The 14725-nt window shown below is 59.1% G+C and carries 12 protein-coding genes and 3 pseudogenes; 8 read left to right on the forward strand and 7 right to left on the reverse strand.

All coding sequences use genetic code 11. The features are described from left to right. Positions 1-290: 290 nt before the first annotated feature. Positions 291-392 (reverse strand): annotated as a pseudogene (locus DCO57_RS24160) (L,D-transpeptidase); the annotation flags it as partial. On the opposite strand from DCO57_RS24160, the pseudogene DCO57_RS21035 reads away from it, so the two are divergent. The 3 genes and pseudogenes from DCO57_RS21035 to DCO57_RS21045 form a co-directional block, all read left to right on the forward strand. After that, a pseudogene (locus DCO57_RS21035) lies at positions 343-651 on the forward strand (transposase); the annotation flags it as partial. The pseudogenes DCO57_RS24160 and DCO57_RS21035 overlap by 50 nt on opposite strands. Further along, positions 648-995, forward strand: a complete 348-nt coding sequence (tnpB, locus tag DCO57_RS21040; protein ID WP_116700890.1) for an IS66 family insertion sequence element accessory protein TnpB — start codon at positions 648-650, stop codon at positions 993-995. The pseudogene DCO57_RS21035 and the gene tnpB, both read left to right, overlap by 4 nt. 92 nt (positions 996-1087) lie before the next feature. Further along, positions 1088-2614 carry an IS66 family transposase gene (locus DCO57_RS21045; protein ID WP_116700891.1) on the forward strand — a complete coding sequence of 509 codons (1527 nt, stop codon included), beginning with the start codon at positions 1088-1090 and terminating at the stop codon, positions 2612-2614. Positions 2615-2693: 79 nt separating this feature from the next. On the opposite strand, the gene DCO57_RS21050 is transcribed toward DCO57_RS21045, so the two are convergent. Continuing rightward, a complete protein-coding gene (locus DCO57_RS21050; RefSeq protein WP_133192723.1) occupies positions 2694-3356 on the reverse strand; it encodes a hypothetical protein in 663 nt (220 codons plus the stop codon). Between the two features lie 218 nt (positions 3357-3574). Between DCO57_RS21050 and DCO57_RS24010 the strand changes: the two are divergent. Continuing rightward, positions 3575-3793: pseudogene (locus DCO57_RS24010) on the forward strand (transposase family protein); the annotation flags it as partial. A gap of 704 nt (positions 3794-4497) precedes the next feature. Here the strand turns inward: DCO57_RS24010 and DCO57_RS21065 are convergent. The 5 genes from DCO57_RS21065 to DCO57_RS21085 form a co-directional block, all read right to left on the reverse strand. Beyond that, positions 4498-4989, reverse strand: coding sequence for a hypothetical protein (locus DCO57_RS21065; protein ID WP_205756238.1), 492 nt, complete (start codon positions 4987-4989; stop codon positions 4498-4500). A gap of 109 nt (positions 4990-5098) precedes the next feature. Next, on the reverse strand, positions 5099-6337 hold the full coding sequence (locus DCO57_RS21070) for a saccharopine dehydrogenase family protein (protein ID WP_116700894.1): 1239 nt from the start codon (positions 6335-6337) through the stop codon (positions 5099-5101). Positions 6338-6387: 50 nt separating this feature from the next. Then, a complete protein-coding gene (locus tag DCO57_RS21075; RefSeq protein ID WP_116700895.1) occupies positions 6388-7485 on the reverse strand; it encodes a carboxynorspermidine decarboxylase in 1098 nt (365 codons plus the stop codon). Positions 7486-7752: 267 nt separating this feature from the next. Continuing rightward, positions 7753-8931 (reverse strand): VWA domain-containing protein, encoded by a 1179-nt coding sequence (locus DCO57_RS21080; protein ID WP_116700896.1) that lies wholly within the window; start codon positions 8929-8931, stop codon positions 7753-7755. 106 nt (positions 8932-9037) lie between these two features. After that, positions 9038-9925 carry a MoxR family ATPase gene (locus DCO57_RS21085; protein WP_116700924.1) on the reverse strand — a complete coding sequence of 296 codons (888 nt, stop codon included), beginning with the start codon at positions 9923-9925 and terminating at the stop codon, positions 9038-9040. Between the two features lie 520 nt (positions 9926-10445). Here DCO57_RS21085 and DCO57_RS21090 point away from each other — a divergent pair. From DCO57_RS21090 to DCO57_RS21105, 4 genes are all read left to right on the forward strand, one after another. Further along, positions 10446-11756 carry a PotD/PotF family extracellular solute-binding protein gene (locus DCO57_RS21090; protein ID WP_116700897.1) on the forward strand — a complete coding sequence of 437 codons (1311 nt, stop codon included), beginning with the start codon at positions 10446-10448 and terminating at the stop codon, positions 11754-11756. Between the two features lie 77 nt (positions 11757-11833). After that, the gene (locus DCO57_RS21095; RefSeq protein ID WP_205756239.1) at positions 11834-12697 is read left to right on the forward strand and encodes an ABC transporter permease; all 864 of its coding nucleotides are present in this window, start codon (positions 11834-11836) and stop codon (positions 12695-12697) included. After that, positions 12694-13605, forward strand: coding sequence for an ABC transporter permease (locus DCO57_RS21100; RefSeq protein WP_116700899.1), 912 nt, complete (start codon positions 12694-12696; stop codon positions 13603-13605). The genes DCO57_RS21095 and DCO57_RS21100 overlap by 4 nt, the downstream gene beginning before the upstream one ends. After that, positions 13602-14714, forward strand: a complete 1113-nt coding sequence (locus tag DCO57_RS21105) for an ABC transporter ATP-binding protein (protein WP_116700900.1) — start codon at positions 13602-13604, stop codon at positions 14712-14714. The genes DCO57_RS21100 and DCO57_RS21105 overlap by 4 nt, the downstream gene beginning before the upstream one ends. Positions 14715-14725: the final 11 nt, after the last annotated feature.

Here is a 14725-nt window from a genome sequence, read left to right on the forward strand (position 1 = left end):
ATGGAGCAGTCCGGTAGCTCGTCAGGCTCATAACCTGAAGGTCGCAGGTTCAAATCCTGCTCCCGCAACCAAATCAATCAAAGCCGTCCCTAAGGACGGCTTTTTTTTGTCAAAATCCCAAAAATACTTCTCCAAAAAACACTGACAAAATCCTCAAGGTCCCGACACCACCAGCGGTAAAGGGGTAAGCGTTCGTTGAACCCCACCTGCCGCTTTTCGATTTGGTGCGTTAAGTGTCCGCTTATTTAAATGGACACTTAAGGGCCCTTAATGAGTAAGCGAAGAAAGCGGCGGAGCTGGTCTGATGAGGAGAAGCGGGAGATCTGCGCGCAAGCGGTTCTTCCCGGTGCATCGGTTGCGCAGGTGGCGCGCCGGTATTCTGCGAATGCCAATATGATCCACAATTGGCTGAAGGATCCCCGGTTTGCGCGAATGCCAGTTGATCCGGGCCACGTCGAGGAAGCGTCTTTCGTTGAGTTGGAACTGGCCCCGGCAGCTTGCCCTGCCCCGCCAGGGGTCGTTGTCCCGCCCCCGGAACCTGTCTGTGCAAGCCGGGTTGATATGACCCTTTCCGATGGCCGAAGGGTGTTGATCGAAGGCCCAACGGCCCTGGCCGCGGTGATGGGACTGGTTCAGGGTTTGATGGAATGATCCCGGTTCCATCGAACACCCGGGTTTGGCTGGCGGCCGGTGTGACGGACATGCGGCGCGGCTTCAACTCTTTGGCCGCACAAGCCGAACAGGTACTGGCCGAAGATCCATATTGCGGGCACTTGTTTGTGTTCCGCGGTCGGCGGGGCGATCTTTTGAAGATCATCTGGTGGGACAGTCAGGGGGCTTGCCTGTTTTCCAAACGCCTGGAGAAAGGCCGGTTTGTCTGGCCGGGCGCGAAGGCTGGCAAGGTCCGCGTCACGGCGGCGCAGCTGTCGATGTTGCTTGAGGGGATTGACTGGCGCATGCCTGTCCGCACCTGGACACCGCTGACAACAGGGTGACGACTGGGTGAAAATCGGATAGCGTCATAAATACAGAGACTTAAACCGCTTTTTCCTTTCTGCTTCCGGCTGCATCCGGTATAAATACAGCCATGCTGAAGGACTTGGACATCACGCCTGACGATCCGGCTGAACTGAAAGCCGTGAACCGGCTTCTGGCCGACGAAGTCAAGGCACTCAGCCTGAAGATCGAGCAGCTTCAGCACCAGCTTCATGGGGCAAACCGGAACCGGTTCGGCTCCAAATCAGAAAACCTCGATCAGCTCAATTTGAGCCTTGCCGAGGACGAGGCCATTGGTGTCGCTGCTGACCCGCAAAACATGCCGGAACCAGCCTCGGTGGATGCTCCTCCTGGACAGGCCAAACGTCAGCACAGCCGCAAGCCGCTGCCGGACCATCTTGAGCGCAAGGACACCGTCCTGATGCCGAGTGAAGACTGTTGTCGCTGCGGCGGCAAGTTCAAGACACTGGGTGAAGATGTCACCGAAGAGCTGGAATATGTGCCCGGCCGGTTTGTCGTGAACCGTATTGTCAGGCCGCGCCTGTCCTGTTCTTGCTGCGAGAGGATTGTCCAATTGCCCTTGCCATCGCGCCCAATTGAGCGCGGACGGCCGGGAGCGGGACTTTTGGCGCATGTTTTGGTTTCCAAATATGCGGACCACCTTCCGCTCTACCGCCAATCTCAGATCTTTGGTCGGGAAGGCATCGATCTGGACCGCTCCACCCTGGCCGATTGGGTGGGACGTTCCACTGCCTTGCTAGAACCTATAGCGGATGCCATCGGTCGGCTGGTCCGGCAAGGCGAAGCGCTGTTTGCCGACGATACTCCGGTCAAGCTTCAGGCGCCGGGAACAAAGAAAACCAAAACAGCCCGAATCTGGGCCTATTTGCGGGATGAACGCCCCTGGGCAGGCTCTTCTCCGCCGTTCGCCTGGTACCAGTTCACGGTTGACCGCAAGGGCGAACATCCTCAGGGCCACTTGTCCGGCTACAAGGGCTGGGTTCACGCGGACGGGTATGCCGGGTTCAACGGCCTGTTCGGGGAGAACAAGGCGCGGGAGATGGCCTGTATGGCCCATATCCGGCGCAAGTTCGTCGATGTGCACGCCTCCCAGGGATCATCCATCGCCGCTGAGACCATCCAGCGGATCGCCAAGCTCTACGAAATCGAAAAGCGGGCACGCGGAAAACCGCCACCGGAGCGCTCCGCCTTACGGCAAGCATACGCCAAACCTATCTTCGACGATCTGGAAGATTGGCTCGGCAGCCAGTTGACGCGGATATCGGGAAAATCACCGCTGGCCGCAGCGATCCGCTATGCACTCAGCCGCCTGCCGAAAGCCCGGCCGTATCTCGACAACGGGCATCTGGAACTGGACAACAATTGCGCGGAGCGGGCAATGAAACCGATTGCCCTTGGACGAAAAAACTACCTCTTCATGGGTTCAGAAGGCGGCGGCAAATCCGCGGCTATCGCCTATACCCTGATCGAAACGGCCAAACTCAACGGCATCGACCCGCAAGCCTGGCTGACCTGGGTTCTGGCACAAATCGCCGACCACAAGATCAATCGCATCAACGAACTCATGCCTTGGTGTTACGCTGCAAAAGCAGCGTAACAGAGCGCGTCGCCGCCATGAAGACCGCCTTCACCGGGCGGACACGATTCAGACGTCGTTAGAAAACGCGACTGTAATGCTAATCCAGCTTCTGGATGACCAGCCGGGCCATGACGTGCTTGTCGGAGCCGTCGACATAGACCTGAAGATAAATGCCCCCCACGTCGCGTCCCGCCTGATGCATCAGCATGATCTGCGTATCCGCGTCGAAGGTCAGAATCGCGTCGAGCAAGCTCGGGTCCATGTTCGCCGTCGAGACTGTCCCAAGCGCCAGAGGCTCAACATCGCGGCTGGCCGCGCCTGGATGGAGCAGCATGGCATAGCTGGCGTTGGGACGGGCCTCGGCCGACACCCGTCCATCCGTATCCGCCTGCGCGTCGAAATAGGTCAGCACTGAAACACCGGAGATCCGGTAGGTTCCCGCCTTCAGGGAGACAATCCCGGTTTCGGTATCAAGATGGATCGCATCGCCCATCTGGGTGATCACCCGGTTCAACGCCCGGAGATTTGCCCCTGGCTGCATCGGCTTCGTTTCCGGCGAGTGCTCTTCGTAAACGGCATAATCGGCAGCAAGCGCACCGGCAGTACCAGAACTCAGGGCGCTCATCGCGGCGAGCAGGACGAGACCAAGAGCTCGGAACGTTGAAAGCGGCTTCAGCCATCCGCCGCGATCGTGCGCTGTCCGGCGGGTGCCACCCGATCGGGAAGGTCCTGTTATCTCGCAGTTTTCCGTTCCGTTCATGGCGTTCTCCTTGGTTCGCTGGACATGCATAAGCCCAAATGCCTGCTCTTTTCTGAACAGTCTGCAGTTGCTCAGAAAAGCCGAAGCAATTCCAGGTTTTGACTCACATTTTCTGCTGTCGGAAGGCACGGTTTCGCTGTTTCTGTCGCTTGGCGGTTAAATGGGTTCTTCTTCAAAGTGTGTGATTGCTGGACGCTCGGGTCGTATGACTAGCAACCATGCATATGAAATCGAAATTGTCCCCCGGCCCTGGGGTCAAAGTTCAGGGCATCACTCTTCAAGATGACGAAGATTGGCTTGTGTCAGTTGAGGCGAAGCCAGTTGGCATTTGCCCGGATTGCGGTATCCGAAGCCGCCATCGTCATGGTCAGCGCACCCGTCAGTTGGCAGATTTGCCGGTCCAGGGACGCCAGGTGACGGTGAGGATGACACTCACGATCGTTTCTGAGATTCTCGATCCGCTTCACAGCTTCCCGGAACTCATTTCGTTCCGGGCGACCTTGAAAAACCGACTTCTCCAAAATCACCCGCTTGTCGCAAAATTGCGTGTAAAGAAGCGGATCAACGATCCCCTCATTTGCCTTGTCGCGCCCGATCCTATCCGTGAGGCTTCTGCGGCGTTCCTGAGACAGGCACGTTTCCCAATCCTCGCGACGATCATGCACTTGGCGGATCAGGTCGCTCATCGCGATTTCCAATCCGGTCACAAGGCCGAACAGGGCGGCCCTTACCGGCAGCTTGTGCAGATCCGTGAGGCTGACAAGGCCAACTATTCCCTCCGCGGCGACGAGAAACCGGAACGGCCGCTTGTCGGCGCTGACGATGAAAGCCAGGATACTAGCATCAAATCCGATCAGAAGCCGCTCGTTCAGCCTCATCAACTGGCTGCTCACCGGGAGGGGCGGCGCTGGTTCGTGAAAATAGTCAGACATTCGCACAACGCCCACGATCGGAGCAGAGACGTCCAAAGGGGCACCTTCCACGACCGGCAGAAAATCGAATTTTTCGGTGTTCCGCTCTGCGATCTCCGGCAGGCTGTCGTCCGGTGTGCAGCACACGAACTGATCGCGTGGCGTCGCGATCATCTCTACTGTCAGCCCCTTATGCAGCTCGTGAAAATCCTGCACGGGTTACCGCCCCATCATTCGCTTGGCTCCCGATCCAGATCCGCCGACACGCTCCGGAACTGCTCCAGGGCGGCTTCCAGGTTCTCGACGATCTCAGCCGCGATGACATCCGGTTCGGGCAGGCTGTCGATGTCCTCCAGGCTGTCGTCCTTGAGCCAGAAGAGATCGAGGTTGAGCTTGTCGCGGGCGATCAGCTCGTCGTAAGCGAAGCGTTTGAAGCGCTCGGTCTCCTTGCGCTCCTTGTAGCACGTGACGAAATCATCGAGGTCGGCGCGCACCAGCTGCTTGGTCTTCAGTGTCTTGTGGATGTTGGTGCGGTAGTCATAGACCCAGAGCTCGCGCGTCTGCGCCTCCCTGGACGCTGGCGTAAAGGGGCCGCCGAAAACAAATCCAAAAGCGAGATGGCCGGAAATCCAGAAATAATGGTGGACTGTTCCGTCACTTAGCGTCCGGCAACACCGGCCCCCACCTCCCGGCAGGCGCAGGTGATGCTTTTCATGTCCCAATGCCTGTCGCGTTGAATTGACTTCAGGAAATTGCCCGAACGCATTTGCGATGCAAACGCTGCCTCGGGCGGCTTCCTGAAGCCGTGAAATCGCTTGAACGCGACACGCTCTAGAACGCGATGGCCCGGTCGCCGTCCGGGTCCTTGATGCGGGTCGGCAGGCCCATCCGGTTCAGGAGACCCAGGAACGGGTGGGGGGGCAGTTCTTCCACGTTGACCATCTTCTTCACGTCCCACTCGCCGGTGGCGATCAGCATGGCGGCGGCGACCGGCGGAACGCCGGCCGTATAGGAAATGCCCTGGCTGCCGACTTCCTCATAGGCTTCCCTGTGATCGGCGACGTTATAGATGAACACCTCGTGTTCCTTGCCGTCCTTGATGCCTTTCACGAAGTCGCCGATGCAGGTCTTGCCCGTATATTCAGGTGCGAGCGAGGAGGGATCCGGCAGGCATGCCTTCACCACCTTGAGCGGCACGACTTCCTGCCCCTCCGCCGTTCTGACCGGTTTCTCCGACAGCAGGCCGATGTTCTTCAGCACGGTGAAGACGTTGATGTAGTGGTCACCGAAGCCCATCCAGAAACGGACATCCGCGCCGTCCATGTTTTTCGCGAGCGAATGCACCTCGTCGTGGCCACACAGATAGGCCATGTTCTTGCCCACCACCGGCAGGTCGTATTCCTTGCCGATCTCGAACATGCTGTTTTCCTGCCAGGCGCCCTTCTGCCAGGAATAGACCGTACCGGTGAACTCCCGGAAATTGATTTCCGGGTCGAAATTGGTGGCGAAATACTGCTGGTGGCTGCCGGCATTGATATCGACGATATCGATCTCCGTGACCTTGTCGAGATAATCGTCCTTGGCAAGGCGGGCATAGGCGTTGACGACGCCCGGGTCGAAACCGGCCCCCAGAATCGCGGTCACGCCGGCCTTCTCGCAGTCTGCGGAGCGTTTCCATTCGTAGTTGGCGTACCACGGCGGGGTCTCGCAGATCTTGCCCGGCTCCTCATGGATGGCCGTGTCGATATAGGCGGCGCCGGTCTTGAGACACGCGCTGAGCACGGACATGTTCAGGAAGGCCGTGCCGACATTGATGACAATCCCGGACCCGGTCGCCCGGATCAGCGCCGCGGTGGCCTCGATGTCGAGTGCATCAAGCTCGTGGCCTTCCAGAACGCCCGGCTGCTTCAGGGCGTTCTTCTCGTGCACCGTGGCGATGATCCGGTCGCATTTGGCTTTGGTGCGCGAGGCGATGTGGATGTCGCCAAGAACATCGTTGTTCTGCGCGCATTTATGCGCCACCACCTGGGCGACACCTCCGGCACCGATGATGAGAACATTCTTTTTCATGGGGTCGTAAACCTTCCTTGGAACTTGAGAGGGTGTTCGAGTTTCCGGTCTCAGGACAGACTCTGTTCGTAATCCAGGTAGGTGAATTCGCGGACGGGCGTGATCGCGCCGTCCAGTTCCTTCACCGCGATGGCCGGCATCTTCACGCCGTTAAACCAGTTTTTCTTGACCATCGTGTAACCGGCCGCGTCCTGGATGGAGACGCGGTCGCCGATGTTGAGCGCTTCGGGAAAGTCGAATTCACCGAAGATGTCTCCGGCGAGGCAGGACTTGCCGCAGACCATGTAACGGTGCGGCCCCTCATTCGGTCGCACCCTGGCGCTTTCGCGATAGATCAGGAGATCGAGCATATGCGCTTCGATGGACGCGTCGACGACAGCCAGGTTCTTGCCGTTGAAAAGCGTGTCGAGCACGGTGGTTTCGAGGGTTGTCGAATGGGTGACGGTGGCTTCTCCCGGCTCCAGATAGACCTGGACGCCATGGGTCTGAGAAAAGGCCTTCAGGCGGTCGGCAAACCGGTCGAGGGGATAGTCCTCGCCGGTAAAGTGGATGCCGCCGCCAAGGCTGACCCATTCGGCCCGCTGCAGCAGCGCGCCGAACTTCTGCTCGATATCGCCGAGCATCCGGTCGAACAGCGCGAAATCGGCATTTTCGCAGTTGTTGTGGATCATGAAACCGCTGACCCGGTCCATGACCCCGGCCACCTTTTCGACATCCCATTCGCCCAGGCGCGAGAACGGGCGGGCGGGATCGGCAAGATCGAAACCGGACGAACTGATCTGCGGGTTCAGGCGCAGCCCGCGCACGATGCCGGCCGACCTGTCGGCAAACCGCTCCAGCTGGCTGATCGAATTGAAGATGATCTTGTCCGCATGGGAAATGACTTCATCGATCTCATAGTCGGCATAGGCGACCGAATAGGCGTGGGTCTCCTTGCCGAAGCGCTCCTGGCCGAGGCGGACCTCGTTCAGTGACGATGAGGTGGTTCCGTCCATGTAGTCGCGCATGAAGTCGAACACGCACCATGTCGCGAAACATTTCAGGGCCAGAAGCGCCTTGGCGCCCGACCGCTCTCGCACATAGGCGATCTTCTCCAGATTGCGGAGCAGACCGGCCTTGTCGATCAGGTAGTAAGGTGTCTGTATCATTTAGGTCCAACGCCGTTGTTGTATGCGGCCGAATTTGCAGGCGCGTCCGGGCATGCGCAGACTCCGCACAGACCTGCACACCGGATCGGGCAGCGGGGCGGAACTCCGGAATGCGCACCGGACGAGCCGTTGGTGTGACTGATAGCGTTTCAGGGCCGCTTTCCGCAAGCAGGTGCGGGAATTCCCGTGCGATCCATTCCCGGCCGCCGCACCGTGGCGGCATGAAAATCTGCTGCGATGCGCCGAGGGACCGGCATTCGTGCACCGTTACGTCTTGTTCAGCGCATTGACCAGATCCTGCAGGGACGCAAGATTATGCACGGGCCGGAATTCGTCCACGTGAGGCAGCATGGCGCGAATGCCGCGCGCGTTGGGCTGGAACATATCGTAGCGCAACAGCGGATTAAGCCAAATCAGCCGGCGGCAGGACCGGTGCAACCGGTTGATTTCCTTTTCCAGCAGATCGATGTTCTGATGTTCCAGCCCGTCTGTGATCAGGAGGACGACAGCCCCCTGAGCTAGGACCCGGCGTGCCCAAAGACGGTTGAATTCCTTCAGTGTCTGGCCGATGCGCGTCCCGCCGGACCAGTCCCGGACGGCGGTGGCGCATTCGTCCATTGCCTGGTCCGGGTCCTTCGACCGCAACTGCCGGCTTACATTGCTGAGCCTTGTTCCGAACAGGAAGGTCGAGACCTGCGGGCGCCTTTCGGACAGCATGTGGACGAAATGCAGGAGAATGCGGGTGTAGTCGCTCATGGAACCGGAGATGTCGGCCAGAAAGACCAGGGGCGGCGGCTTCTGCCGGCGCTGGCGGAAACGCGGGATCATCACGTCGCCCCCCTGGGCGAGAGAGGCCCGCATCGATGCTCTCGGATCGATCCTTCCGGAGTGCGACGGCCCCAGACGGCGCGTTTTAACCAGATCGTCCGGCAGGGCGAGCTTTTCGATGGCGGCTTTTGCCCGATCAAGCTCCGATAGTGTCATCTGGGCGAAATCGACGGTCTTTAGGACCTCGAACGCGGACGCGGTCTGGCTGGCGTCGACGTGTGTCTCTTCTCCTGGCTGTTGCGGTGGTTTGCGCTGCTGAAGAGGCATCAGGGCAGTGCTGACGCGGGTCCGTCCCGGCTTGCTTTTTTCCTTCGCTGGACTTCTCTGCGAGAGCGGAGACATGAGCGTCTGGATCTTCCGTGTCATGTCCGGACTGCGCCAGAAGAGCTGGAATGCGTCTTCGAAGACGGCGAGATCCTCTTTCCGTGAGACAAGGACGGATCGCAGAACGGCACGAAACTGGGATTGCGTTCCGATGCCTGCGGCTTCGACCGCGACGATGGCGTCGAGGATTGTCGCGGGGCCGATTTTCAACCCGCATGTTCTCAACGCGCGGGCGAAATGGGCGATGTTCGTGGCGAGATGCCCGGTCTCCTGAGTGTCTGCTGGCATGTTCATTATCGGTCCTTGCCGTCTTGTGTACCCAGGGGCCGGTCCCGGGTGGAAAGACGAAATGGCGCAACGCCATCAGGAAGTGCAGGCGGATGGGGCCGTGCACCCGGTCTCAGCGCATGCCACCCTGATCTGTCGCGGTGTCCTCCGTGACCGAGGCGAGAAGCTCCTGTCCGTCGGCTCCCTGAATGCGGGCGACGTCGTCCTGATACTTCAGGATTGCGCCGAGAGTGTTGGAAACGGTTCGAGGATCGAGAGAGGTGCGGTCAAGCTCGACGAGGGCGTTGGCCCAGTCGATGGTTTCGGCAATTCCCGGATTCTTGAACAGGTCCATGGTCCGGAGCCCCTGCACAAAGGTCACGATCTGTGCAGACAAGCGCTCATGACATCCCGGTGCCTTGCGCCGCAGGATGTCCAGTTCCCGGTCGGCATCGGGATAATCCACCCAGTGATAAAGGCATCGCCGTTTCAGGGCATCGTGAATTTCCCGCGTGCGGTTGGTCGTGACGATGACGATCGGAGGTTCGCTTGCCCGGATAGTCCCGATTTCCGGGATCGTGACCTGAAAGTCGGAGAGCACCTCAAGCAAAAAGGCCTCGAAGGCCTCATCGGCCCGGTCGAGCTCGTCGATCAGGAACACAGGCGCGCGACCATCGTGCACCTCCAGTGCCTGAAGGACCGGGCGCCTGATCAGATAGCGGTCGGAAAAGATGCCTCTCTCCAGGGCGGTCCGGTCCTTCTCTCCGGTTGCCTCTGCAAGCCGGATCTCCATCATCTGGGCCGGATAGTTCCATTCGTAGACCGCGCTGGAAATATCCAGGCCCTCATAACACTGCAGCCGGATCAGGGGGCGGTCGAGCGTTCGCGCCAGGACCTTGGCGATCTCCGTCTTGCCGACACCGGCGTCCCCTTCGAGAAACAGGGGCCGGTTCAGTTTCAATGCCAGAAACACCACGGTCGCCAGTGCCTCGCCGGCGAGATAGTCTTCGGATTCCAGCATGGAGACCGTTGCCTCGATACTGTCTGGAAGAGGCACTTTGTTGTCGGTCAAGGTCTCAGCTCCATCGGATTGGATTCAAGGATTAGGCAGCCGGCCTGAAAGGATCTGCCGGACAATTCAGCCGCTGGGGGAGTTCTTCAGGTCCGTTCTCACCCTCTGATGCCGTAACGGCATTCACCATTTCATGTCGTTTTGCTGGGCTGCTCGCCAGGTAACCGGAATCAAAATAGAAAGAGACCGGAAGAAATGATCATTAAAAGAATTAATGCGAGAGAAAGAACTTTTTAATGCGGTCAGAACGTTGTCAGAGTGCATACAAAGAAGGCTGTGGACCGGGTAATCTGGTGACTATTTTCACTGATTGAGCGTTTTTTGTAATGCCATCGCCTGTTTGTTGGGCGAATTTGTTTTTCTTATAAGATGTATTTCATTTAATCATTTTCGCCTGCTCCCGAAATCCGCTTGGCTTGGGTACCGGCACAACGCTGGCTTCATCCAACGGTTAGGGGAAGCGTGAACGATGACCAAAGACGCGAATGACTCCAAGTCGATTTCCAGACGATCACTTCTGAAGACCGGAGCCGCTGCTGTCGGCGCCGCTGCCGGTTCGGGAACGATCACCGGATTTCCCACGATCTGGGCCCAGGAAATCAAGGACATTGAGCTGCGCCATGTCGGCGTGTCCTACTCGGTGGTGAAGGCCATCGGCGACCAGGCCTCCAAGGATCTCGGTTTCAAGGTCACCATGCAGAACCTTGACACGTCCGCATCAATCAACCGCTTCATCACGCAGCCCAATACGGTCGACATTGCCGATCTGGAAGGCTGGCAGGCCAAGCTTGCCTGCAAACGTGGTGTCATTCAGGGCATCGAGACCAAGCGGATCAAGGAATACGACAACTTCCTGCCCATCTTCACGAAGGGAGAGTTCGAGGGCAAGAAGGTCTCGGATCAGGGCATCTCACCCTATGCCGCCCTTTACATGACCGGGCAGGATTCCACCGAACTCGCGGACGGAGTGTCCGAATGGATGACCAATGTTCCGCAGGTCTACAATGCGGACTCGATGGGCTACCGCCCGGACCTCGTCGGCCATGAAGTCACCGAATGGAAGGATCTGATCGATCCCAAGTTCAAGGGCAAGGCCGGCATCCTCGACGTGCCGGCGATCGGCATCATGGATGCCGCGCTGTGCATGGAAAGCGCCGGGATCGTCGAATACGGCAACAAGGGCAACATGACCCGTGAGGAAATCGACAAGACCATCGACAAACTCATCGAGCTGAAGCGGGCCGGACATTTCCGCTCGACCTGGACCACGTTCGACCAGTCGGTTCAGCTCATGGCCGCCGGCGAGGTGGTGATCCAGTCCATGTGGTCGCCGGCCGTCGCCGCCGTCCGCGTCAAGGACATTCCGTGTACCTACGCGCCGGTCAACATCAAGAACGGCAAGGAAGGCTATCGTGGCTGGTGCAACGGCATGGGCCTCATGAAGCACCTGTCCGGCAAGAAGCTGGAGGCCGCCTATGAGTATATCAACTGGTACATGTCCGGCTGGCAGGGCGCTTTCGTCAGCCGCTACGGCTATTACAGCCCGGTTCCGTCCACTGCCAAAAAATACATGAGCGAGGCGGAATTTGCCTATTGGTATGAGGGCAAGCCGGCACCGGAAGTCGTCAACGACCCCTACGGGGTGCCGATGGAAAAGGCGGGCACGGTGCGCGATGGCGGATCCTTCATCGACCGTGTGACCAACATCTCGTGCTGGAACACGCTGATGGACGAGGCCGCCTACATGAACAAGCGCTGGAACGACTTCAAGGTCGCCTGACGGCTTCATAGAGGTCCGGCGCCAGGCTCATCGTCCGGCGCCGGGCGGGCCATAATCCATATCGCTGGAGAATGAGAATGAAACTGAGCCGCAATGCTGTCGGCTGGCTGAATGTCGTGCCGCTGCTCGCGATCCTGATTCCCTTTTTTGTCGTGCCGATCTGTGTGATCCTCGCGGTCAGCTTCATGGAAACGGACGGCTTCGGCGGGATCTTCCCGGTCTTCACCCTTGAAAACTACACTGGCGTCTTCACATCGTCCCTGACGTTCAATCTCTACTACGAAACGTTCAAGTTCACTTTTCTCACGCTGATCTTCACGGCCGTTATCGGTTTCTGGATCGCCTATTTTCTGGTTTTTCACGTCCGCAGCAAAATCCTCGCGATGGGGCTTTTCCTGGTCTGCACGGTTCCTTTCTGGACTTCGAACATCATCCGCATGATTTCCTGGATTCCGCTGCTGGGAAAGGAAGGCCTGATCAACATGGGCCTCCAGGGCACCGGCGCGATTGACCAGCCCCTGGAATTCCTGCTGTTCTCGCCTTTCGCCGTGGTCGTGGCCTATGTCCATCAGCTGACGATCTTCATGATCGTGCCGGTGTTCAATTCGCTCTCGCGCATCGACAAGCGGGTTGTGGAAGCAGCTCTCGATGCGGGGGCAAGCCGGCTCGACGTGATGCGGTTCGTCATCCTGCCCATGTCGAAGAGCGGGATCGCCCTCGGTGCCATCTTTGTCGTTTCGATCGTGATGGGCGACTTTTTCGTGGTGAAGGTCATGTCCGGGGGCGGAACCGCCTCGGTGGTCGGCGCCTTCTACGAGGACGTCGGAGTGCTTCAGTATCCCTCCGCCGCCGCAAGCGCCATCCTTCTTACCATCGTCGTCATGCTCATGGTCGCCGCCATCCTGCGCGTCGTCGATATCCGCAAGGAGATCTCGCTATGACCGCCCGCATTCCCGGCGATAGCGCGAAACCGGCGTCCCGCGTGGTCCGTCCGCGCGCCAGCGGCCGCCCCTGGACCTTCTACGTCCTCGCCGGTTTCTTCACCCTGTATCTGATAGCGCTCTACGGGCCGATGATCTCGATCTACATTCTGTCCTTCCAGGATCTGAAGGGCGGGCTCGTCTTTCCCATGCGCGGGTTCTCGCTGCACTGGTTCCACGAACTCTTCTATCAGACCCGGACCGGCGACTTCAGCGGCTCCTTCCGTCGTTCGATCGGGCTTGCCGTCCTGGTGACCGTGATCACGGTGGTCTTTTCCTTCATGGCGGGGCTGGCGTTCCGCAAGCGCTTCCGGGGCGACACTTTCGTATTCTACCTGATGATCGGCAGCCTGGTTGCTCCGGGGCTGGTGCTGGGAATCGGCATCGGGCTTGCATTCACTCTGCTGGGACTTCAGGCCAGCTGGTACACGTCCGCCCTTGGCGCGCAGCTTTCCTGGACACTTCCCTTCGGAGTTCTGGTGATGTTTGCGGTCATGTCGCGGTTCAACAATCAGTGGGAAGAGGCCGCCCGGGACCTTGGGGCAAATGCATCCCAGCGTGTTCGGCTGGTCGTTCTGCCTATTCTCGCGCCAGGTCTCGTGGCTGTCGCCCTGTTCGGCTTCACCCTGTCCTACGACGAGTTTGCCCGCACGCTGCAGACCGCCGGCCCCTTGAACACGCTGCCGCTCGAGATCTGGAGCATGACACTCAATGTCACGTCTCCATCGCTCTACTCGCTCGGCACGGTATCGACCGTCGTTTCCTTCTTCATCATTGGCCTCAGCCTCGGATCGATCGTTCTGATCCAAAGGCATCGGACGTCTTCCCGTCGGGCGGCCCTGGACGTGCACATCGGAGAAAAACAATGAAAACCGGAAATGGCGACATCGAACTGGCCGGGATCGTAAAAAGCTATGATGACGGCCAAACCTATGCGGTGAACGGCATCAATCTGAAAATACCCGACGGGGCCTATTGCTGCCTGCTCGGACCGTCCGGCTGTGGCAAAAGCACCATTTTGCGGATGATCGCCGGTCACGAGGACCCCACGTCAGGAGAAATCGTGATCGGCGGCGAGAATGTGGTCGGTCTGGCTCCGGTGGAGCGCCGCACCGCAATGATGTTCCAGAGCTACGCGCTGTTCCCGCACCTCAGCGTGCGCGACAATATTGCCTTTGCCCTGCGTGTGCGCGGCCTGTCCAGGTCCGACAGGTATCGCAAGGCCGACGCGATGATCGAAAAGGTGCGGCTGACCGAGCTGCGGGATCGTCTTCCGGGCCAGCTTTCCGGCGGACAGCAGCAGCGCGTGGCCCTGGCGAGAGCGGCGATAACCGAACCGCGTGTGCTCCTGCTGGATGAACCCCTGTCTGCCCTTGACGAGCATTTGCGCATTCGGATGCGGACCGAATTGCGCAGCATGCAGCAGGATCTCGGCATCACCTTCATCCATGTGACCCACACCCAGCTCGAAGCGATTGCCCTGGCCGACATCGTCGTGGTGATGGACAAGGGGGCGATCCGCCAGTCCGGCCCGGCCCGGGAGATCTATTCCGCTCCCAGGGACCGTTATGTGGCGGAGTTCCTCGGCGGTCAGAATGTCCTGTCGGGCAGAATTGGCGAGATCAACGGAGTGCGGGCAACCATGAATGGCGCGCTCTTCAGCGAAGTCGCCATTCCGCTTCCCGCCGGAAAGCGCCTTGAAACGGGCCAGGAACTCGACATCGCCATTCGCCGTGATGACATCGAACTCAAGCCGCTTTCTCAAAAGGGCATGCTGCCTGCCGACAGCGCGTCCGTCGAGGGCACGGTCAACGGCATCGAGTACCAGGGCAACTTCGTCAAGGTGATGTTGCAGGCCGCCGGCGAGGACGAATTCGTCGCATTCGTTCCGGAGCGCAAGTTTTTCGAAGAAAATCTGGCGATCGGGGAGAAGGTTCTCGCCGTCTGGCAGATATCGCATACCCAAGTCATGGCCTGATTGGAGATGAG

This window comes from Labrenzia sp. 011, from assembly GCF_003075075.1.
GTDB lineage: Bacteria > Pseudomonadota > Alphaproteobacteria > Rhizobiales > Stappiaceae > Roseibium.